General features: G+C 43.5%; 20 protein-coding genes and 1 riboswitch. Of the genes, 11 read left to right on the top strand and 9 right to left on the bottom strand.

The window, feature by feature from the left end; translation table 11 throughout:
- Nucleotides 1-90 precede the first annotated feature (90 nt).
- The gene (locus DOT_RS01870; protein WP_009613419.1) at nucleotides 91-1,404 is read right to left on the bottom strand and encodes a M18 family aminopeptidase; all 1,314 of its coding nucleotides are present in this window, start codon (nucleotides 1,402-1,404) and stop codon (nucleotides 91-93) included.
- Nucleotides 1,405-1,674: 270 nt separating this feature from the next.
- On the opposite strand from DOT_RS01870, the gene DOT_RS01875 reads away from it, so the two are divergent.
- The 6 genes from DOT_RS01875 to clpB all read left to right on the top strand — a co-directional run bounded on the left by DOT_RS01875 (nucleotide 1,675) and on the right by clpB (nucleotide 10,628).
- A complete protein-coding gene (locus DOT_RS01875) occupies nucleotides 1,675-2,499 on the top strand; it encodes a GNAT family N-acetyltransferase (RefSeq protein WP_009613421.1) in 825 nt (274 codons plus the stop codon).
- Between the two features lie 468 nt (nucleotides 2,500-2,967).
- Nucleotides 2,968-3,549: a flavodoxin family protein gene (locus DOT_RS01880; protein ID WP_009613423.1), complete on the top strand. Its 582-nt coding sequence runs from the start codon at nucleotides 2,968-2,970 to the stop codon at nucleotides 3,547-3,549.
- A 103-nt stretch (nucleotides 3,550-3,652) separates the two neighbouring features.
- A complete protein-coding gene (locus tag DOT_RS01885) occupies nucleotides 3,653-4,522 on the top strand; it encodes a DegV family protein (RefSeq protein ID WP_040410956.1) in 870 nt (289 codons plus the stop codon).
- 141 nt (nucleotides 4,523-4,663) lie between these two features.
- Nucleotides 4,664-6,406, top strand: coding sequence for a phospho-sugar mutase (locus DOT_RS01890; protein WP_009613427.1), 1,743 nt, complete (start codon nucleotides 4,664-4,666; stop codon nucleotides 6,404-6,406).
- 603 nt (nucleotides 6,407-7,009) lie between these two features.
- Nucleotides 7,010-7,999 carry a J domain-containing protein gene (locus DOT_RS01895; RefSeq protein WP_009613429.1) on the top strand — a complete coding sequence of 330 codons (990 nt, stop codon included), beginning with the start codon at nucleotides 7,010-7,012 and terminating at the stop codon, nucleotides 7,997-7,999.
- Between the two features lie 31 nt (nucleotides 8,000-8,030).
- Entirely contained in the window at nucleotides 8,031-10,628 is a 2,598-nt protein-coding gene (gene clpB, locus DOT_RS01900; RefSeq protein WP_009613431.1) for an ATP-dependent chaperone ClpB, read from the top strand.
- Nucleotides 10,629-10,753: 125 nt separating this feature from the next.
- Here clpB and DOT_RS30925 read toward each other — a convergent pair whose 3' ends face one another.
- On the bottom strand, nucleotides 10,754-10,918 hold the full coding sequence (locus DOT_RS30925) for a hypothetical protein (RefSeq protein WP_009613433.1): 165 nt from the start codon (nucleotides 10,916-10,918) through the stop codon (nucleotides 10,754-10,756).
- A 56-nt stretch (nucleotides 10,919-10,974) separates the two neighbouring features.
- Here DOT_RS30925 and DOT_RS01905 point away from each other — a divergent pair, with 56 nt between their 5' ends.
- The 5 genes from DOT_RS01905 (at nucleotide 10,975) to DOT_RS01925 (ending at nucleotide 14,204) form a co-directional block, all read left to right on the top strand.
- Nucleotides 10,975-11,379, top strand: a complete 405-nt coding sequence (locus DOT_RS01905) for a hypothetical protein (protein WP_009613436.1) — start codon at nucleotides 10,975-10,977, stop codon at nucleotides 11,377-11,379.
- A gap of 63 nt (nucleotides 11,380-11,442) precedes the next feature.
- Nucleotides 11,443-13,206 (top strand): UbiD family decarboxylase, encoded by a 1,764-nt coding sequence (locus tag DOT_RS01910; protein ID WP_009613439.1) that lies wholly within the window; start codon nucleotides 11,443-11,445, stop codon nucleotides 13,204-13,206.
- A complete protein-coding gene (locus DOT_RS29275; protein WP_009613441.1) occupies nucleotides 13,193-13,660 on the top strand; it encodes a hypothetical protein in 468 nt (155 codons plus the stop codon). Before DOT_RS01910 ends, DOT_RS29275 begins: the two co-directional genes overlap by 14 nt.
- Before the next feature lie 121 nt (nucleotides 13,661-13,781).
- A complete protein-coding gene (locus DOT_RS01920; RefSeq protein WP_009613443.1) occupies nucleotides 13,782-13,991 on the top strand; it encodes a hypothetical protein in 210 nt (69 codons plus the stop codon).
- 15 nt (nucleotides 13,992-14,006) lie between these two features.
- Nucleotides 14,007-14,204, top strand: a complete 198-nt coding sequence (locus DOT_RS01925) for a spore coat protein (protein WP_009613445.1) — start codon at nucleotides 14,007-14,009, stop codon at nucleotides 14,202-14,204.
- Nucleotides 14,205-14,258: 54 nt separating this feature from the next.
- On the opposite strand, the gene DOT_RS01930 is transcribed toward DOT_RS01925, so the two are convergent.
- The 7 genes from DOT_RS01930 to DOT_RS01960 all read right to left on the bottom strand — a co-directional run bounded on the left by DOT_RS01930 (nucleotide 14,259) and on the right by DOT_RS01960 (nucleotide 20,168).
- Nucleotides 14,259-14,789: a hypothetical protein gene (locus DOT_RS01930; RefSeq protein ID WP_009613446.1), complete on the bottom strand. Its 531-nt coding sequence runs from the start codon at nucleotides 14,787-14,789 to the stop codon at nucleotides 14,259-14,261.
- Nucleotides 14,790-14,909: 120 nt separating this feature from the next.
- Nucleotides 14,910-15,530: a sigma-70 family RNA polymerase sigma factor gene (locus DOT_RS01935; protein WP_009613447.1), complete on the bottom strand. Its 621-nt coding sequence runs from the start codon at nucleotides 15,528-15,530 to the stop codon at nucleotides 14,910-14,912.
- A gap of 137 nt (nucleotides 15,531-15,667) precedes the next feature.
- On the bottom strand, nucleotides 15,668-16,129 hold the full coding sequence (gene ribE / locus DOT_RS01940; protein ID WP_040410953.1) for a 6,7-dimethyl-8-ribityllumazine synthase: 462 nt from the start codon (nucleotides 16,127-16,129) through the stop codon (nucleotides 15,668-15,670).
- 53 nt (nucleotides 16,130-16,182) lie between these two features.
- Nucleotides 16,183-17,385: a bifunctional 3,4-dihydroxy-2-butanone-4-phosphate synthase/GTP cyclohydrolase II gene (locus tag DOT_RS01945; protein ID WP_009613450.1), complete on the bottom strand. Its 1,203-nt coding sequence runs from the start codon at nucleotides 17,383-17,385 to the stop codon at nucleotides 16,183-16,185.
- A 42-nt stretch (nucleotides 17,386-17,427) separates the two neighbouring features.
- Complete coding sequence (locus DOT_RS01950) at nucleotides 17,428-18,081, bottom strand: riboflavin synthase (protein WP_009613452.1); 654 nt, start codon at nucleotides 18,079-18,081, stop codon at nucleotides 17,428-17,430.
- A gap of 89 nt (nucleotides 18,082-18,170) precedes the next feature.
- Nucleotides 18,171-19,319, bottom strand: coding sequence for a bifunctional diaminohydroxyphosphoribosylaminopyrimidine deaminase/5-amino-6-(5-phosphoribosylamino)uracil reductase RibD (ribD, locus tag DOT_RS01955; RefSeq protein ID WP_009613454.1), 1,149 nt, complete (start codon nucleotides 19,317-19,319; stop codon nucleotides 18,171-18,173).
- Nucleotides 19,320-19,458: 139 nt separating this feature from the next.
- Nucleotides 19,459-19,572, bottom strand: a riboswitch (FMN riboswitch).
- A gap of 53 nt (nucleotides 19,573-19,625) precedes the next feature.
- Nucleotides 19,626-20,168, bottom strand: a complete 543-nt coding sequence (locus DOT_RS01960) for a GNAT family protein (RefSeq protein WP_009613456.1) — start codon at nucleotides 20,166-20,168, stop codon at nucleotides 19,626-19,628.
- Between the last annotated feature and the right edge of the window lie 308 nt (nucleotides 20,169-20,476).

Here is a 20,476-nt window from a genome sequence, read left to right on the forward strand (position 1 = left end):
TCCATCAACAGATCAAGTCATGGCAGTTCATTGCGATCACGCCAAAGCATTTATACAGAGCTTACTTTTATAATTTCTATAACAAAGCTTTTATTTGTAAAACTCTGAGAAGACTTTGGCGATGGCTAAGTGATCTTTAACTCCCCCGAGTTCACGTACAGAATGCATAGCTAAGACAGGGTTTCCGATATCCACGGACCGTATATCAAGATGTGTAGTGGAAATCGGACCAATAGTTGAACCCCCTCGTTCATCCGAACGATTGACAAATTTCTGGACAGGAACCCCTGCGAGTTGACAGAGGGTAGTGAAAACAGCCGCAGACTCCGCATCGGTTGTGTAATTTTGGTTAGCGCTGATTTTAATCACTGGTCCTCTATTAAGGATTGGGCGATTAACTGGATCAAGCCTTTCTCCTGAGTTGGGATGAAGAGCGTGGGCCATATCGGCTGAAATCAGGAAAGAATGTGCCAAGGCCTGGAGATATTCTTCTCGGTCTTTTTTTAGTCCTAGCAGAATTCGTTCTAAAATAAAGGATAGAAAAGGAGAAGCCGCCCCTTGTTTGGAGGTGCTTCCGCATTCTTCGTGATCAAAACAGGCCAGAACCTGTGTGGTCAGAGTTGGTTTAGCGTTAGCTAGAGCCCAGGCGCCGGCATGAATCATCGCTAAGTCATCAAGACGACCGCTTGAAATAAACTCTTGTTGAAGTCCAAAAAACCGACCTTTTTCATATTCATAGAGGAAAAGGTCGAAGTCCAAGATATCATCAGTGGGACATTGCAGCGTTTTGGCCAGGTGACTGATCAGGGTACCTTCTTTTTCAAAGTCTTGAGTGATTTGGCTTAATAAGGGCAGCATATCTTTTTGTTTGTTTAATTCAATTCCTTCATTAACCTTGCGATTCATATGGATAGCAAGATTGGGAATCACAAGCAGGGGAAGGTCACTACGGAAAAGTCTGATTCGAGGAGAAAAGGGGGATTCCCCGTGCAAAATAACCCGACCTGCTAAAGAAAGTGGACGGTCCAACCAGGTATTAAGTATCGGTTCGCCATAAGTTTCAACATTTAACTTCACATAATGCCCCTCTACAGATATTTCCGGCAAGGGCTTAACCCGAAAACCAGGGCTGTCCGTATGCGCTCCAATAATGTGAAACCCATACTTCTCTGGCACACCTTCGCCAACAACAAAAGCAATTAAGGCAGAATCGTTGTGAGTTACATAGTATTTACCCCCGGGAATCAATGACCATTTATCTTTTAAGGACAACGTTTGGAACCCTTGGGGAACAAGCAATTTCTTGATGCCTTCTACAACATGGAAGGAAGATGGGCTTTCTTGGATAAAATTGAGCAGTAATTGGGCAAACTGCTGTTCATCATTATTAATATAAGAGATCATCCTAATTTAACCACCTTTCAGATCGATTGATAATATAATTCTACATCACCCTCAATATTAAACAAAAACTATATATTCTCTCTGAATCACGCCATTCCTGCTTGTCATTTCAGTAACCTTGAAAGAGTTAGCAGGAAATCAAGCAAGCATAATAGAAGTGTATTAGTCGAACCTACCTAGATCTTTAGCGCCGCGCATCAACTGGCGGTCATGACTCGCCAGGGAGTTAAATACAAAATTTATAGCTAAGAATGAAGTGAATTAAAAACCATGAAAAAAAATATAAGAGTAAATACGCTTGAACACATCAGTTTGCATGAATTGACGGACATCTGGAACCGCTGTTGGCGGGGATATTATTACGACATGACATATACGCCGGAACATATGCGAGTTTGGCTTCATCTAAGTCAAGTTTCTCTCCAGCATTCGATGGCAATCCTTGTTGAAGATCAGATTGTCGGCTTTGCTTTGCTGTCCATAGACGGGGTCGATGGATGGATCGCTGGGGCTTGCCTTGATCCGAATTACCGGGGAAAGGGCCTTTTTGCACCGCTAATGTTCTCTCAGCTCAATTCTGCTAGCTGTGTTGGATTAAAAGGAGTTTTCCTTGAGGTTCTGGAGCAAAATCATGCACTTAAAGTCTATCAGTCAGTCGGTTTTACACGAATGCGCCAGCTCAATATTTATCGTACTCAAGGTGGAATTGATTTTTTCTCAGATGGGAAAGTTGAGGCGTGTCATCTTGAAATGGCTTCAGTTGAACAATATTTTGAAAGCCGTCGCCGAGCTTTCTTTAATCCAGCATGGCAAAGAAGAGAGGAGTATCTTAAACGGTATGGTAATTTTTCTGCCGTAATGAATTCGAGTAGAACAGCTGGTGCGTTATTTGCTGGAGACAAAAATGCTCCTTGTTTAGATGCTTGGAGTGCAACCGAATCTGGGGCTAAAGAACTGATCTCCTCAGTGCTTGGGCGCTCAAATGCGTCGTTTTCATTGACTAATCAACCTGAAGATTGGATTGTTTCTTTTCTCAGTGCATACGGAATTAACCCTAACGCAAAACAGTTTGAAATGCATATAAAACTTGCATAAATTTCACCGGACTTTCATAGATTATTAAAGTCCGGTGTTTCAACGCAAAAAGGGGTCGATTTTCGTCAAAACATTGGAAGGTCTAAATTATTTTAATTGATTTTAAAAAAAGCATTGCAAATTCCAAAAATAGGTATATAATAAAGTGATACCTTAAAATATATGGAAAGGAGAGAAAGTTTATATGACACAAAAAGAGCAATTAATGATTAATGCAATTTTAGAGTCTGTGGGACTGGAATCAATTAAATCCACACAAGAAAAAAGGCTAGTTCATGAAGAAGGATAAGTAGTAAGACGTTACAGAAAGGGTGCGGTATTTTGACCCAGATTCTAATCCTAAATTGTAACCAAATTAGCTTTAACTCATGCAGAGGCCAAATCTAAAAGCGAGTTTCTTAAATTTTGAGAAGCTCGCTTTTATACTTGGAACTAAAATCAGAATTATAGAATGGAGTAGAAGAAGAAATGTCGTTATCCGTGCTTGGAATTGCCTGTAGCCCACGTCGCAATGGTAACACGACCCGCTTAGTCTTAGAAGCGATGGAAACTGCCAAGGCCGAGGGCCATGCGACTGAATTAGTTTACCTTTCAGATCTAAAGATAAATCCCTGCCAAGGATGCGGGGCATGTTCAGCAAAAGGGATATGTGTAATAAAGGACGATATCCCCAATCTGCAAGAGAAGCTGATTCGTGCTGATCGTTTAATCCTTGCTGCTCCAATTTTTATGATGGGTATAAACGCCCAATCAAAAATTTTAATTGACCGCATGCAAACGTTTTGGGCTCTCAAATACCTGCACCATCAGACCCTTATAAATCCCTCTGGTTACGAACGTATTGGTCTTTTCCTTGCGACGGCCGGAACAAAAAAGCTCGATGTGTTTGAATGTGCAGAACGTTCCATTAAAACTCTCTTTCATATGTTAGATATTCAATACGCTCCCCCCTGCCTCTATAAGGGGATTGATCAAGCTGGGGAAATTAATGAGCATCCGACAGCCATTGAGGACGTACGTAAGGCTACGCAGGTTCTGTTAATATCCTAATCTGCAAGAAGTTGCAAGTGTAATTGTCAAAGTTTAAGCTATACTAATCTATATGGCATTACTGAATAATGGAAAGGAACAGTGCCTCATGCAACCCTCTACAATGCTGACGAATGTCCCTAAAATCGCGATTGTAACAGATAGTACGAGCGATTTGGACCCGGAAATGATTCAGGAATTTGAGATAGAAGTTCTGCCCTTGCACATTGTCTACCCAGATCGGGAATATCTCGATCGAGTTAATATTAGTCCGAATGAAGTTTATGACAATATGGCCAATGAGGTTCCCACTACATCGCTGCCTTCTCCAGCCGAAATAGCCAATTTATTTGGTCAGTTAAGAGATCGGCATGTCACACATATTCTTGCGATGCATATATCAAGTGGTTTAAGCGGAACCTATGAAACCGTATGTCAGGTAGCACAAGATTTTAAAGAGATGGTCATCAATGTGTTGGATTCTAAATCGCTTTCTATGGGGTTAGGTTTCCCAGTCCGAGAAGCAGCTCGTCAGATCCGCCGCTCAACGGATTTTCAGAGCGTAATTAAAGCGGCTAAGGATGTTTCAGAACGAACTAGAATCTATTTTGTGCTTTCCACGTTAGATTATCTAAAACGAGGTGGCCGGATCGGGTACGTGTCAGGCACCCTTGGTGAACTCTTGAATATTAAACCCATTATTACGGTTAACTCTGAAGGCAAGTACATTACCTTTGCCAAAGTCCGTGGCCGAGATCAATCGCTTATAAAATTGTTTGATATTTTGAAAGAATGTACTCAAGAAGATCACTATAACGTGGCTATTGTCCATGGGGGAGCAGAGCAAGAAGCTCGTAACCTTTGGCAGAAAGCTCATCAACTCCCTAATATTGATGAATTGTTGTTCAACCAGATTAGCCCAGTCATGGGGGTTCATACGGGGCCTGGATTGGTCGGGATCATAATTTCTCCAGTTCTAGTACCTCAGGCTTAGGCCGAGGTATATTTTTTTGGTGACATGCTGGTGTTTTTAGAACCATCTGTCCTATCCGTTTGAAGTATGCTATACTCACTAAAAGGGAACATTATCCATCGTTTATATTGATCGAAGTTACTTAGAAGGAGGACATGTCAGATGAGTATTCAAGATCGCTACACCTTATGGTCCGAACATCCTTACTTTGAGGAAGAAATACGACAAGAACTGCGACGAATCACCGATCCGCAAGAAATTGAGGATCGCTTCTATACAGATTTAGAATTTGGTACAGGTGGCTTAAGAGGAATTATTGCAGCAGGCACAAATCGAATGAATAAATATGTAATTCGTAAAGCCACCCAAGGGCTAGCCGAATGTGTTTGTGATCATGGGCAGGAGGGTATGAAACGTGGAGTGGTTATTGCCTACGACTCTCGGAAATACTCGTCAGAATTCGCTCTCGAGGCCGCTTTAGTACTCGCCCAAAACGGAGTTAAGGTGTATCTCTTTAATGCACTTCGCCCCACACCAGAACTCTCGTATGCAGTTCGTCAGTTGCACGCTTTAGCTGGTATTGTTGTGACAGCCAGTCACAACCCTAAAGAATACAACGGTTATAAAGTGTACTGGGATGACGGTGGCCAGGTGCCTCCAGTGAAAGCTGACCAGATACTTGCCCGAATTGAAGCCCGGGAGAGTTGGCTGGGAATCGAACCCATGTCCATAGAAAATGCTAAGACGTCCGGCTTACTAGAAATCATCGGTGAAGAAATCGATCAATCTTACCTAGCTCAAGTGCGAAAACTTGCATTGCACCCAGATCTTGATGAGCAAAAAGGGAAGGAACTTCGTATTGTCTATACACCTTTGCACGGAGCAGGGAACATACTTGTACGCAGAGCTTTAGCTGAACTTGGTTTTTGCTCAGTCACCGTAGTACCCGAGCAAGAACTTCCTGACCCAGAGTTCACGACTGTGCCGTATCCTAATCCAGAAATCCCGGCAACATTTGAACTAGCTCGAAAATATGGGATGGAACTTAAAGCCGATCTTCTTTTAGCCACCGACCCAGATGCTGACCGTTTAGGTGTCGTCTTGCGTGATCTGAATGGTGACTTTGTTCAGCTCACTGGAAATCAAATTGGGATACTGTTAACCTATTATATTCTATCGCAAAAGAAGGCCTTAGGGACCCTTCCGGATAATGCAACAATAATTAAAACAGTGGCATCAACAGATCTAGCCGATGAGGTTGCTCGATATTTCAATGTGCGGGTGGAAAACGTACTGACTGGCTTTAAATTTATTGCTGAAAAGGAAAGAGAAATGGAAGAAGGCGGTTGGGGTACGTTCCAATTCGGTTTCGAAGAGAGTTATGGTTATCTCGCCGGCGATTTTGTCCGAGATAAAGATGCAGTAATCGCCTCTATCCTTTTGGCGGAAGCGGCTCTCTATTATCGACAGGTAGAGGGACGTTCCCTTTTCGATGTTCTTGAGCTTATCTATGGAAAATTCGGATACTACTTGGATGATCAAGAGTCCCTGGCATTGAGGGGAATCCAAGGTAAGGAAGAAATAGCGAGGATTATGAACTCACTTAGATTAGAAGAAATCCTTGAACTTGGTGGGATTCCCATTTGGAAAATAGATGACTATGAACAGCGAATTGGTAAAGATACTTCGACAGGACAAACATACCCACTCACGCTTCCCCATTCAAATGTTTTGCGTTTTTCTTTTCACGGCGGAGGATTTGTCATGGTTCGCCCCTCTGGAACTGAACCTAAAATCAAATTTTACTTTTCAGTGAAAGCGGATACTCTCCCAGAGGCTAAAGATACTTTACACAGGGTAAAAACAGATGTTATGAACCGTATAGCCCAAATACGATCTGTCTGATAAAAATTCTGAACAACTCGATAGTTTTTAAGTTGGATAAAATGGTATCCTCCAAACGGACTTCCTGAAGTCCGTTTTTTCGTACTTATCAGATCCCATGCCTGCTGCGCGGCACCACTGATGAATGAAAATTTTGTCAATACTACTACTTAGGCTGGCGAAGGTAGGTAGAACTTTCCTGGTGCCGCGATCCCGTTTATCAGACGGGCCACATCGACCCGGTGTAACACAGATTGTTGCTCCTTCGGGAAGCACGCAGGGCAGAATAACCCATATTGGTTGTGGCACCAGCCTTAAAGTAAACCAGTCTAAGGAAAAGTTGTTGTTATGGAAATGCAACTAAGGCGGCCGTCTGCGCTAGGCTAACAAGAAGGTTAACACGTGCGAAGATAGTGTCTTCGCGGGTACTAGCTAAGTTTTGGTTAACTGCAATTCCAAAGGTCAAATATAGTCAAAAATATGTCTGACCATTATTGACCTTAGTTAAAAAAGGGAATATAATCTAATTGTAGGGGAGAAAATACTGCAGTTAATCTCAGATGAAACTAGCAGAATCATAGTGAAGAAAAACTTTACCACCAGCGCAGAATATGAGGTGAAGATATGGATTTTAAAGATTATTATGCAATTCTTGGTGTTTCACCAGATGCTGATGAAAAAACTATAAAAAAGACCTATCAAAAATTAGCTAAGAAATATCATCCCGATGTAAATCCGGGGGACAAAACGGCTGAAGCTAAATTTAAAGAGTCTATGGAAGCCTATCAAGCGATTAGTGATCCTGAAAAACGTCGTAAATACGATGAATTACGGGCGGACTACCAACAATGGCAGAATCGTGGAGGACGTGGAGATTTTGATTATGGCCGCTGGCAAACGAATTCTGGTGGTAGGGGTGGCAGTAATCAAACCTATACTATGTCCCCAGAAGATTTTGCAGAAATGTTTGGTGGTGCGGGTGGATTTACTGGAGGAGGAGATGGGTATTCTGATTTCTTCTCAACTCTCTTTGGCGGAGGTGGCGGGCAAGGCGCTGGCTTCAGTGGGGGCTCTGTTAAAGGGCGTGCCCGCTCTGGCCAGGATCTTGAAGTAGAGGTCCAAGTGACACTTGAAGAAACTTATAATGGAACGACAAGGCTCATTCGTACCGGGGAAAAACAAATCGAGGCCAAAATCCCGAAAGGGGTAAGGACTGGTTCTAAAGTACGGATTGTGGGTCAAGGTGGGCCAGGGATCTCAGGTGGAGCGAGAGGGAATCTCTATTTAAACATTACAGTAGCCCCGCATACTCGCTTTGTCCGTGATGGAGATGACTTGAAGGCAGATCTACCAGTTGATTTCTATCAGGCCGTTTTAGGTGGTGAGGAGCGTATCCGTACCTTTGGAGGAGAAGTCCTGCTTAAAATCCCCCCTCTCTCTCAAAGTGGAAAAAGATTTCGTTTAAAAGGAAAGGGTATGCCAAATTTAGAGCACCCTGATCAATATGGGGACCTCTTTGCAGAATTATCGATTGTTTTACCAGAGGGTATGAGTGAGCAAGAGATCTCGGTCCTTCGTGATTTAGCCAACAAACGAGGCACAACCTCGGTTTGACCATACCTAGCTTAAAAAGGAGTGAGTAATAATGTCTTTTGATACCAATCGTTTTACCCAGAAATCACAGGAAGCCATCACAGATTCTCAAAGCAAAGCAGAACGCAACGGGAATAGCCAAGTAGAGCCAGAACATCTTTTGCTCTCCCTTTTAGAGCAAGGGGATGGCGTTGTTCCTCAAGTACTGACTAAATTAAATATGGCGGTTGGCGCACTCATCCAGAGTATTCGACAAGAGATCAACCGCTTTCCCCGCATCAGCGGCGGAAATGTGCAACTGACCATTTCGTCGCGCTTACGGTCTGTTTTGGTAGCAGCCCATGATGAGATGGGCACGTTTGGTGATGAGTATGTGAGCACCGAACATTTGTTGCTTGCAATCCTGGGAAAAGCTGGCGGTCCAGTCGAACAAATCTTAAAACAAGCTGGACTGACTCGGGAAAAATTACTTCAAGCCTTACGAGAAGTTAGGGGGACTCAACGCGTCACTAGTCAAAATCCTGAAGGGACCTATGCAGCTCTCGAACAATATGGGCTTAACCTAGTGGAACAAGCGAGGCGTGGCCGACTTGATCCCGTGATTGGCCGTGATGAGGAAATCCGCCGCGTTATTCAGACTCTATCCCGACGTACAAAAAATAATCCTGTACTGATTGGAGAGCCTGGGGTCGGCAAAACAGCTATTGTCGAAGGATTGGCTCAACGGATTGTCCGAGGAGATGTCCCCGATGCAATTAAAAATAAGCAAGTCGTCGCTCTAGACATGGGAACCTTGATCGCCGGAGCCAAATACCGAGGAGAATTTGAGGAACGTCTGAAAGCGGTGCTCAAAGAAATCAAGGATCGTGAAGATGTCATCCTATTTATTGACGAATTGCACACTGTTGTCGGAGCGGGAGCCGCTGAAGGAGCAATGGATGCCAGCAATATGCTCAAGCCAATGTTGGCCCGTGGAGAACTCAGCATGCTCGGAGCAACGACCCTCGCAGAATATCGCAAGCATATTGAGAAAGATGCTGCTCTTGAACGGCGTTTTCAACCGATCATGGTTGAAGCACCCAGTGTAGAGGATACTATCTCAATCCTGCGCGGTCTCAAGGAACGCTATGAGACACACCATGGTGTGAGAATCACGGACGGGGCGATCATTGCCGCTGCGACACTATCTGATCGATATATTAGTGACCGTTTTCTCCCAGACAAAGCGATTGACCTAATTGATGAAGCGGCAGCGCGTATGCGTATGGAAATAACCAGCGATCCTTATGAATTAGATCAGATTAAACGACGGATGATGCAATTAGAAATCGAACGGGAAGCCCTCAAAAAAGAAAAGGATGAAGCCAGCAGGGACCGTTTAACAAAAATTGAAGTAGAGTTGGCCAATCTCAAAGAAGAACGTTCCGGCTTGGATGCTCAGCTGCAGGGCGAACGTGAAGTCTTGGCCCGAATTCAACAACTCAAAGAAGAAGTTGATCGTTCACGTAACCTTATGGAGCAAGCGCAACAGCAACTAGATTATAATAAAGCAGCTGAACTGCAGTATGGAATTATTCCAAATCTGGAAAAAGAACTCAAAGCCGCAGAAGAAAAACTTCAAGCAAAGAAAAACACCTTGTTAAAACAAGAAGTGATAGAACAAGATATTGCAGAAATTGTGGCAACTTGGACTCATGTACCCGTTGCAAAACTCATGGAGAGCGAGATGGAAAAGCTCGTCCACATGGAAGATCGTATTCATGAGCGGGTTATCGGTCAAGAAGAAGCAGTTAACGCAGTTGCCGATGCTGTACGCCGGGCCCGAGCTGGTTTACAAGACCCGAATCGCCCCTTAGGCTCATTTCTCTTCTTAGGTCCGACCGGCGTCGGGAAAACTGAGCTAGCAAGGGCGTTGGCGGAATTTCTCTTCGATGATGAACAAGCTATGGTTAGAATCGATATGTCGGAGTATATGGAAAAGCATACAGTAGCACGACTTATTGGAGCACCTCCAGGTTATGTCGGCTACGAAGAGGGTGGACAGCTGACGGAAGTCGTCCGTCGTAAACCGTACAGTGTGATCCTTTTCGATGAAATTGAGAAAGCACATAGTGACGTTACGAATGTTCTCTTGCAACTCTTAGATGATGGCCGGTTAACGGATGGGCAAGGACGGATTGTAAACTTTAAAAACACAGTAGTTATTTTAACCAGTAATATTGCAAGCCCGTCCATTCAGGATCTAGCGCGACGTAGCGCGTCCCAAGAAGAAGTTCGGTCAACCATCAATGAAGAACTGCGGCATCACTTCCGGCCGGAATTCCTTAACCGCCTAGATGAAGTCATTGTCTTCCATCCTTTAGAGCGTAAGCATATTGGACGAATCGTGGAAATTCAACTTGGCCTGTTGCGTGAACGTTTAAGCGAACGCAACCTCACACTCGAATTAACAGAGCAGGCCCGTATACAATTGGCGAATGAAGGTTATGACCCTGTTTATGGAGCAAGGCCGCTCAAGCGGGTGATCCAACAACGTCTGCAGAATCCCTTGGCCCTGAAACTTCTTCAAGGTGAATTTAAGGAAGGACAACAAATTCTCGTCGATGTTGATGAGTTGGGCACTATATTGTTCACTTCTCCAAAAGATTAAGACCAACGAATTTCATTTGGCTAAGAAGAGAGCTGGGATTTTCCTACTCTCTTTTTTTCTTCAACGAATAAGACTAAGTTTTCTTTATCCTTGGCAGCACTCTAACCATAAACGTCCTGTTTGAATCATGGCCAGCGCATATGGGCAACTAAGGCAACCGCCTTCGCTAAGGCTAACAAGAAGGTAACACGCGCGAAGACAGTGACTGAAAGAGGGTTAATACGTGCGAAGACAGTGTCTTCGTGCGGGCGCCAGCCCAAGTTTTCTTTAAAAACTTGGCTAATATTCATGACTAAATGTATAATGTAAACACCTAATGTAAAAATGTAAAGTGAGGATAAAGGATGTGTCTGATAATAAACTGATCTACCTCCCCATTTGGCAAGGAAAAGAAGGGAAAGGACGATGTCAAATTTCCTTAATCCTGATGGATACTGGCAATGGGCTAAATGGGCTTTTGGTAGGAGGAGAGAAGCCCCATGTCGGTGGAGTAGTTCTGGCAATTCCTCGTCCAAGCCTTAGCGGTAAAGGTTGGAGTGCCGATGCTTACATCATGCCAGTACCCGGACATAAAGATGTCGATGTCGCTCGGAAAGTTGCCGAAACGTTGGCCCGTGAGCTTCGCTGTTCAGTGGTTGTAACCGCAGGAATCCACTCAGATCACCTCCGTCCAGAGGAATTGAATGAAATTATCTGTCATTGTGATACCCTGACTCAAACCGCCCTAGCTTCATTAAATTTGAAGGATTGACGTTATTTTTACATACTTAATCCCATTAACATGCAATTAACTACATTATTCAGAGGTGAAACTGTGCACACAAATTTACGTCATTTTATTGAAACCCTCCGCAGAGAGAAGCAAATTGTCGAAATCGAGGCTGAAGTCGATCCTTATCTAGAGTTGGCGGAAGTCCATCGCCGTGTTATTGAGGACGAAGGGCCTGCCCTCTTGTTCAAGCGAGTTAAAGGAAGCGATTTTCCAGTCATAACCAATTTATTTGGAACACGTCGGCGCGTTGATCTGGCCATCGGACCTAAACCAGAAGAAACAGTAAAGCGAGCCGTTTCGGCTTTGCATCGTTTGTTGCCGCCGAAACCTTCCGTACTTTGGCAGGAAAAGGACTGGATGATGTCCTTGGCTAAAAGTGGCCTGCGCGTAGTTCATGAGAAATACGCCCCAGTTCTCGAAATTCAAGAACGCTCTGTGGATTTAACTCGACTCCCGGTCCTCACCAGTTGGCCAGAAGATGGTGGCCCTTTTGTTACCTTACCTTTAGTTTATACTGAACACCCTGTGACAGGAGAACATAATCTTGGAATGTATCGCATTCAAATCTATGGTCAAAATCAGACGGGCATACACTGGCAGATTCATAAAGGTGGTGGATTTCACTATTATGAAGCAGAGCGTTTGGGACAGGATCTTCCTACGACTCTTTTCTTAGGAGGTCCACCGGCTTTAATTCTTTCCGCTATTGCTCCTCTGCCTGAAATGCTCCCCGAACTTATTTTCACCTCTTTCTTAATGGGAGAAAAACTTCCCCGAGTTAAGGTTTCAACTCATCCTCATGCGCTCATCGCAGAAGCAGAGTTTGCCATCTGCGGTAACGTGCCTGCTCACGTTCGTAAACCAGAAGGGCCTTTTGGAGATCATTACGGCTATTATTCACTGACGCATGATTTCCCGTTCTTTAACGTTCATACTGTTTACCATCGGCGCGATGCGATCTACCCAGCTACTGTTGTAGGAAAACCTCGTCAGGAAGATTATTTCATTGGTGAATATTTGCAGTCTTTGTTGTCACCCATGTTTCCTGTGGTCATGACTGGAGTTAAAGCACTCTGGACATATGCTGAAACCGGCTTTCATGCTCTAGCGGCTGCCATCGTCCGAGAAAGCTATCATCGTGAAGCTTTAGCGCACGCTTTCCGAATCCTAGGTGAAGGACAACTTACCTTGACGAAGTTTTTGATCTTAACCGATGCCCAACTTGATTTGCAAGATTTTAGAACTCTTTTGGAGACTGTTCTGGCTCGTTTTGAGCCGGAATCTAATCTTATAATTCTCAACGAAACGTCTATGGATACTTTGGACTATACTGGGAGACGTCTAAATCACGGCAGCAAAGCGATAATGCTTGGGTTAGGAAGCGCCAAACGTGAATTGCCGCATCATTTTGAGGGGAGTAAGCTGCCCGGCATTAAAGGAATTAAACCCTTTTGTGCAGGATGCCTGTTATTAGAGGCTAACTCATTTGATGAAGCGCCAGAGCTCGCTAAAGATGTGCTGCAGAATCTTCAAACTGATACGTTCCAGGAATGGCCTCTTGCGATTCTGGTTGATGACCTAACACTTGCCTTAGATTCAACTGGTTTCCTCTGGCAAGTCTTCACCCGTTTTGATCCTGCTTATGATATCTATGCCAAGACAGAGCTGCGCCTGCATCGCTTGGTATACCATGGTCCGATCCTAATTGATGCACGGATGAAACCGGGTTATCCAGGGGAAGTAATTCCAGACGAGGCGACTGTACAGCTAGTTGATCGGCGCTGGAAAGAATATGGAGTATCTTGATAACAGAGAATTTTTGTCATCGGACAAATGGCAAACGAATGGAGTGATGGTAAGGATGGTAGGGGAAAACTGGAGTTATCTTTGTGGTGTCACCCAGGATCTAGAGGCGGATATTATTATAGGACTTCTTAACGAGGATAGTATACCGGCAATCAAACAATATCCAGAAGCGGGAGCGTTTCTGAAAATAGCCTATGGGTTAACAACTGGCGTGGACCTCTACGTTCCCACCGAAACACGCGAAGCAGCGCTCCAATTAATCCAAGAATCGTTATCTGTCCCTATTGACAATGAGGATGAGAACGAAGAAGCGAATGTCAAAGAGGCCGAAACAATGCATGATGCATCTGTTTCGGCCTCACTTCAAACTTCCCATGTCCATCTTTGGATTATCATTTTCGCAATCCTTTTACTCGTCTTCGCATTCGTATATAATTCGCACATTTCATGGTAACTTGTCCCATCATTAAACCTGCTAATGCTTAGAAATTTATTGTAGTTGTGAATAATTTACGGTCTTTTTACACATCCTGAAAATGTTATATGAAACTAGTTTATAAAAGGAGGGATCTAAGGTGCAACTAAATGAAACGGAAATGAAGAAAATCCTAGATCAAGGAATGTTAACCCGAAGTATTATTGAAACCCAAACTGCTATGAAAAAATGCCTAATGTTCAGCGAAATGGCTCAGGACGCCTCTGTGAAAGGATTTTTTAAAGAACAAGCTAAAGGTTTAGAAGATGTAATGGGATATTTCAACAAAGGTATGGCTGAATTACAATAGAAAGGGGGCTTCGAAATGAGTCAATTTTCGGACTTAGACATGCTCTATGACTATGAAAAAGACGCATCGAGTGCTGCAATGGGATTCATGACCCTGGCTACGCGTGCACATCATGGTGATCTGAGACAGATCTACTTACGTTTAGCTAATGAAGCAACCAATGCCCATACTAAGGTCAGCAAGTTGATTAACCAAAGCGGTGGTATCGCCTAAGCTGGCGATAAGCTTTAAATAAAGGACTGGGAACAATCTGTTCCTGGTTCTTTATTATTTCCACCATCCTGAGGTCATATCACCTGTGATTTGGGTTAAGGCATAAACTGTAGATTCATTAATCCGAAAAGCTTGTTCTCTAAAACGAATAATACCTTTATTAGGGTAATATTGTAGCGCATAGTCCTCTTCCGTATGATAGTGGGAAAGTGTTCGATGTAAGGTAAAATACTGTACCTTTTGATTTTCTAAAGAAACTAAGGCTTGATCTGATGAGGAGAGGGGAGTCGCACGCTGTAGGTCGTGCATTAATTCTTGGATCTTTCCCTCATTAGTGTAGTAATAGGGGTGAAAAGGATCATCGGAATTTACCATCCCCAGCTTAGTTATCGCATGAGGATGAAGTTCTCGATTAGGGACATTGAGCGTGCCGAAAGGATCCAACCAACTTTCTTGATAGACTGAGGGACCAATAATTAAAACTGCCAAAATAATTACAACACTCAAACTAACAGATAGTTTATGTCTTTTCAATTTCAAAAGGCGCATTCGCCAGGAAAAGACATAACAAGAAAACGAATGCATTAGCATCCTCCTTCATTCAAGGGATAACCACTACTAAGACTCCCACTTTGGAAGTGGAAGTCTTAGTAGTTAGTAAGTATAAAACCCACCGAACTATTTACGCTTTTAACCATCGGTAGATTAAACGGCCATTTGACGCGAACGATATTGTACTGTTTTACGCCGAATTCGTTGAATCGCGTTGTCTAAAGACTTCGGATGGAGCCCTAAGTGCTCAGACACTTCACGTTGTTTGAATCCACGAAGAAAGTAATGTTCAAACACCAGACGCTCAAGATTAGACAGATCTTTATTTAAGTCGTTAATCATTGAGCGGGCTTCATCATTAGCGATAACCATTGATTCAGGGTCCTCAGCGTTCGGTAAAAATGATAAGAAACTTGTCTCCTCTGATTCGGAAATTAAATTGTTTAGGGAATAAGCTGCATTTAAATTGACATGTTTTTGGCGTGTATACTTACGTAAACTATCAATAAGCTTGCGCTTAATGACCATTCTTAAAAAATGGAGGAAAGGGGTGTCTAGATTTATGTCATAAGATAATATCGCTCTATAAATCGCGATTCGTCCTTCTTGTATCAGGTCTTCATAATCTGCTCTGGGCAGAAAATATTTACAAGCAATCATGCGAACTTCGGGTTCATAGTGCTGAATAATCTTATTCAATGCATCTTCATTACCTGAGCGCGCTGCTTCAAGCATAGCCATTTCTTTATCCATAGCGCTAATGTCGGAAGTCATGGCACTCAACTCCTTGTCAAAAATAATAATCACCTCTATGAGTCTAATAAAAATTATACCTTTTGACAAGGATTATTTTGTGGACGATCCACCATATCTTTCTAATTAATTTATTTTTTATTTGATAAATATAATCTTTAGAAGGATCTAAGCAAGTTTGCAGTTTCAATCGCCGTCATAGCAGCGTCAAAGCCTTTGTTTCCAGCCTTAGTTCCAGCGCGTTCGATAGCTTGTTCAATACTATCAGTGGCGATGACACCAAAAATTACAGGAACCCCAGTTTGTAAGCCAACGTGGGCAATTCCTTTACTGACCTCATTGCTGACAAGGTCAAAATGAGGAGTAGCGCCTCGAATAACAGCACCAAGGCAAATGACCGCATCATAGCGCTTAGAATCAGCCATCTTTTGAGCTACAAGGGGAATTTCAAAGGCACCTGGGACCCAGGCCAATTCTATATTGTCTTCAAGCGCTCCGTGTCGGCGGAGGGCGTCAATTGCACCACTGACTAATTTGCTCGTGATAAATTCATTAAAACGCGCAGCTATGATTCCGATCTTTAGCCCTTCGGCCATTAAATTTCCTTCATAAGTTTTCATTATTCAAACATCCTTTCTCAAGTAAGAAATAGCATTTTCAAGCTCACAAAATTCTAGCGAACTTTTGCCAAATAATGGCCCATTTTATGTTTCTTAGTGCAGAGATATTTGGAATTTTCTGGTATAGAAGGTATTTCGACAGGAACACGTTCTACTACTTGCAAACCGTATCCTTCAAGGCCTACGATTTTGCGTGGATTATTGGTCATTAAACGCACTTTGGAAATTCCAAGATCCGCCAAAATCTGGGCACCCACACCGTAATCACGTAAGTCTTCTGGAAATCCTAAGGCTAGGTTTGCTTCAACTGTGTCTTTTCCTTCTTCTTGAAGTTTATAGGCCCTTAACTTATTCAACAACCCGATCCCACGGCCTTCCTGCCGCATGTAGAGCAATACGCCTCGTCCTTCATGCTCGATTTCCTCTAAGGCTGCACTGAGTTGGTCGCCGCAGTCACAGCGCCGGGAATGGAAAACGTCCCCAGTCAAACATTCCGAGTGAACCCGGACGAGTACCGGTTCTCCATCATCAACCGTTCCTTTAACCAACGCTATGTGTTCTTCTTGATCAAGAATGCTTAAATATCCAACGGCTCGAAATTCGCCAAAACCAGTTGGAAGATTAATGCTTTCAACCTTTTCGATAAGTTTCTCAGACTGACGGCGATAACTTATTAAATCTTTAAGAGTAATTAATTTCAGATTATGCTTGGCAACAAAAAGCTGCAAATCGGGTACTCTTGCCATAGTGCCGTCTTCATTCATGATCTCGCAAATCAGGCCTGCGGGCTGAAGACCAGCAAGACGAGCCAAATCTACTGAACCTTCAGTATGCCCCGCCCGAACCAAAACTCCACCTTCGCGGGCTTGAAGAGGGAAAATATGCCCAGGACGCTGTAAGTCAGTCGGCTCACTGTGAGGATTCACTAGAACCTTGACGGTCTGTGCACGTTCAAAAGCAGAGATCCCGGTGGAACTTTCTACAGAATCAACACTTACCGTAAAGGCAGTTCCGTGAGGATCGGTGTTGTTATTGACCATCTGTTGAAGTTGTAAAGCTTGGATCCGTTCCTTAGTCAATGGAACGCAAATTAATCCTCGTCCATAAGTTGCCATGAAATTGATCGCTTCCGGGGTCGCCATTTCAGCGGCCATGACTAAATCCCCTTCGTTCTCACGATCTTCATCATCTACCATAACAACCATCTTACCTTGTCGAATATCTTCTAAGGCTTCTTCAATAGTGTTAAATGACATGTCTTTCACTCCTTTAAGATTAAGTTATTTAAGAAAATATAATTAGACAAATCCATGTTCAGCCAAAAAACCTAGAGAAAGATCTTGTTTGTCCTTGCTAATTGCTGTGTTTAAACCCATGAATCGAGCAACATATTTGCCAATGAGGTCTGTTTCAAGATTGACGCTTCCACCAATCCCCTTTAGTCCAAGTGTGGTTTCTTTAAATGTATGGGGAATCAGAGATACCGTAAAACAATCGGATTCAACATCAATGACCGTTAACGAAATGCCGTCAATGGCAATCGACCCTTTTGGCAATACAAAGGAAAGAAGAGTCGGAGAGGCCGAAATCTCGTAAACTTGGGCGATGCCCCAAGGTGTAATTCGACGAATGTTGCCTACACCATCGACATGCCCACTGACCAAATGCCCTCCTAAACGGGTTTGGAGCTGCAACGCCCGTTCTAGGTTGACATGACTCCCGCTTTTCAGCTCAGCCAGATTTGTTTTTTCTAACGTCTCAGCCATCACATCGACTGTGAAGTCACGATCACTTTGCCGTATGACTGTCAGGCAAACTCCGTTGACTGCGATGCTATCCCCAATCTGAGTTCCATGAAGGACCTTTTGCCCTTCGAGTGTAAGCTGCCCTGATTCTGGCAAGAGGCGAAGGCCTCGGACAATACCCAGTTCTTCAACAATTCCAGTAAACACCCATATCCCCTCCCTAAGGCATACAACTCAGTCTTGAGCCGTCGCCTGAGTTGATCTAAGCAATTATTTTAAACAGCCTTTTCGATTTCTTAATTCCTATTGCTGACTTCCGGCTTCTGACTTCTGACCTCGGATATATACCCAGTGACATGAAGATCGCCCGAATTTATATCAACATGGAGGTCATGAAGTTCTAAGGCATCCGCCATTTGTTGGATGTGTAAGCCCGAGAGGGGGGAAGGACCATTTCCTCCAACTAACTTAGGGGCAATGAAAAACTCAACTTTATCAACACACTGTTCTTTAATGAGTGCGCCCGCCAGTCCGCCGCCTCCCTCTAATAACACAGATGTCCAACCGCGATCAACGAGGTCACGTAACAGTTTCTCCAAGGGGACATGCCGGGGAGTGTCATACTGCCAGACTTCAACCTGTTCAAGGCTTTTGAGGTATGCTACCTTGTCTGCAGAGGCTGCCTGGGAGGTCGCAATAATGCAAGGGCTGTGTTGTGAGGCGAAAAGCACATGAGCTTTTTCTGAGATACGCAATTGTCCATCGACAATCAGTCGAACAGGGTCTCTTCCATCAGGAAGCCGGCAGGTTAGAGCAGGGTTATCCTGGATAACTGTTTCACTTCCCGCCATGATGACATCGTAGCGATCGCGTAGCTGATGGACATATTGGCGGGATTTTTCTTGACTAACCCAGCGTGAATCCCCCGTCTCAGTGGCAATTTTGCCATCTAAAGTCATCGCAGTTTTATAGACAACGAAAGGCAAGCCGGAAGCGATCACTTTAATAAAAACTTCATTTATGGTCAAGGCTTCTTGGAATAAAAGACCTATGTCTACTTTAATTCCAGCTTCACGTAAACGGTCTATGCCACGACCTGAGACAAGTGGATTCGGATCTTTCATGGCCACGACAACTCGTTTGACTTCGGCACGGATCAGCGCGTCAGCACAGGGCGGAGTTCGACCAAAATGTGAACATGGTTCCAAGGTCACATAAACCGTAGCACCATGTGCCTGATCTCCAGCAGCTGCCAGAGCATGAACTTCCGCGTGAGGAGTTCCAGCCTTAAGGTGATACCCTTCTCCGACGACCTGATTATCTTTAACGATAACACACCCCACGAGAGGATTAGGGCTGGTTCTACCTATTGCCTTGACCGCTAACTCAAGTGCTCTTCTCATAAACTTTTCATCTTCAGGAGCAGAAGAACTTGATGCATTCATACAAAAACCCTTTCTTAGTTTAGGACTTAGTGTCTCCCAAAAACCATAAAAATAGGTAATAAAAAACACCTGAATCTTTCTCCAGGTGTTGGGTCACAAAGTCACAACTCAAATAAAGCGCGAATACGCTTAATCTTAGCTGTTCCTCTTCTCATCCAGACTTTACTGTCGGCCCCGGAATGTCACCGGGTCTGCCAAAAGGCTCGCGGGCTTTACCGCCGGTAGGGAATTACACCCAACCCCAGAGGAGTATTACGATATTTGAAATTATTATCAGTTTACTCTAGGTTGTTAATTTTTGCAACCCTATAATTTACTATGTAAAGCGAAAAACTCTTCCCGCAATAAACCCATGAGAATTGCATCGTGATAAGTTCCTAACACAAAACGTGCTTCACGCTGACGCCCTTCAATTTTAAACCCCACTTTTTCGTACGCTTTAATGGCCCGGAGATTTTCATCCCAGGTATCCAGCGAAATCCGGTGGAAATTCCATTGGTTAAAAAGAAAGCGTACAAAAGTGATTAATGCATCTGAGCCGTATCCTTTACCCCAATAGGATTTATTTCCAATGACGACATAGAGAGTAGCTGATCGACCAGGGATATTAACTTCCTTAAAGCCAGTTGTTCCGATAAGCAGTTTGTTTTCATCTAAAATAGCATATCGGTAAGTGTCGGGTGCCCCATCGAGAAACTTCTCCGCAATTTGATCTTTGGTCTGGAGTGTATTTAGGGGCCAAGCCCCACTAGACCATAAATTAACCTCTTGATCATTATACCATTGGTATAAAAGGTCAATATCATCTTCTTCAATGGGCCGAATCCATGTTTTTTGACCTTTTAACATTACATAGGGCTCCTTATAATTATTATTTTACTCAACAATTTAATATTTTATCATTTGTTTAAGGCAAAAATCAATATTTAAACTTTTTTACAGTCAAACTAAAGATTTGTAACGATTCTAGTATTCAATATGCATCAGAGAATGATCCGTGATATCATGGAATTCATCTAAGTCCAATTAAGAAAGGAACTTAAAAGTGAAGACCTATGATAATTATACCGTGGCCGCTGAACATGAGGGCTTAACAGTTGAAACCTATCTCAAGCAAATAGTCCAGTGCCCCGGACGTAGGATCCAAAAGTTAACAC

The sequence above is a fragment of the Desulfosporosinus sp. OT genome, from assembly GCF_000224515.1.
In the GTDB taxonomy this organism is placed as follows: Bacteria; Bacillota; Desulfitobacteriia; order Desulfitobacteriales; family Desulfitobacteriaceae; genus Desulfosporosinus.

Bases quoted from the DNA above. Each gene is read 5' to 3' on its own strand.
- DOT_RS01870 (WP_009613419.1), bottom strand. From the start codon at position 1,404: ATGATCTCTTATATTAATAATGATGAACAGCAGTTTGCCCAATTACTG.
- DOT_RS01875 (WP_009613421.1), top strand. From the start codon at position 1,675: ATGAAAAAAAATATAAGAGTAAATACGCTTGAACACATCAGTTTGCAT.
- DOT_RS01880 (WP_009613423.1), top strand. From the start codon at position 2,968: ATGTCGTTATCCGTGCTTGGAATTGCCTGTAGCCCACGTCGCAATGGT.
- DOT_RS01885 (WP_040410956.1), top strand. From the start codon at position 3,653: ATGCTGACGAATGTCCCTAAAATCGCGATTGTAACAGATAGTACGAGC.
- DOT_RS01890 (WP_009613427.1), top strand. From the start codon at position 4,664: ATGAGTATTCAAGATCGCTACACCTTATGGTCCGAACATCCTTACTTT.
- DOT_RS01895 (WP_009613429.1), top strand. From the start codon at position 7,010: ATGGATTTTAAAGATTATTATGCAATTCTTGGTGTTTCACCAGATGCT.
- clpB (WP_009613431.1), top strand. From the start codon at position 8,031: ATGTCTTTTGATACCAATCGTTTTACCCAGAAATCACAGGAAGCCATC.
- DOT_RS30925 (WP_009613433.1), bottom strand. From the start codon at position 10,918: ATGAATATTAGCCAAGTTTTTAAAGAAAACTTGGGCTGGCGCCCGCAC.
- DOT_RS29275 (WP_009613441.1), top strand. From the start codon at position 13,193: ATGGAGTATCTTGATAACAGAGAATTTTTGTCATCGGACAAATGGCAA.
- DOT_RS01925 (WP_009613445.1), top strand. From the start codon at position 14,007: ATGAGTCAATTTTCGGACTTAGACATGCTCTATGACTATGAAAAAGAC.
- DOT_RS01930 (WP_009613446.1), bottom strand. From the start codon at position 14,789: ATGCATTCGTTTTCTTGTTATGTCTTTTCCTGGCGAATGCGCCTTTTG.
- DOT_RS01935 (WP_009613447.1), bottom strand. From the start codon at position 15,530: ATGACTTCCGACATTAGCGCTATGGATAAAGAAATGGCTATGCTTGAA.
- ribE (WP_040410953.1), bottom strand. From the start codon at position 16,129: ATGAAAACTTATGAAGGAAATTTAATGGCCGAAGGGCTAAAGATCGGA.
- DOT_RS01945 (WP_009613450.1), bottom strand. From the start codon at position 17,385: ATGTCATTTAACACTATTGAAGAAGCCTTAGAAGATATTCGACAAGGT.
- ribD (WP_009613454.1), bottom strand. From the start codon at position 19,319: ATGAATGCATCAAGTTCTTCTGCTCCTGAAGATGAAAAGTTTATGAGA.
- DOT_RS01960 (WP_009613456.1), bottom strand. From the start codon at position 20,168: ATGTTAAAAGGTCAAAAAACATGGATTCGGCCCATTGAAGAAGATGAT.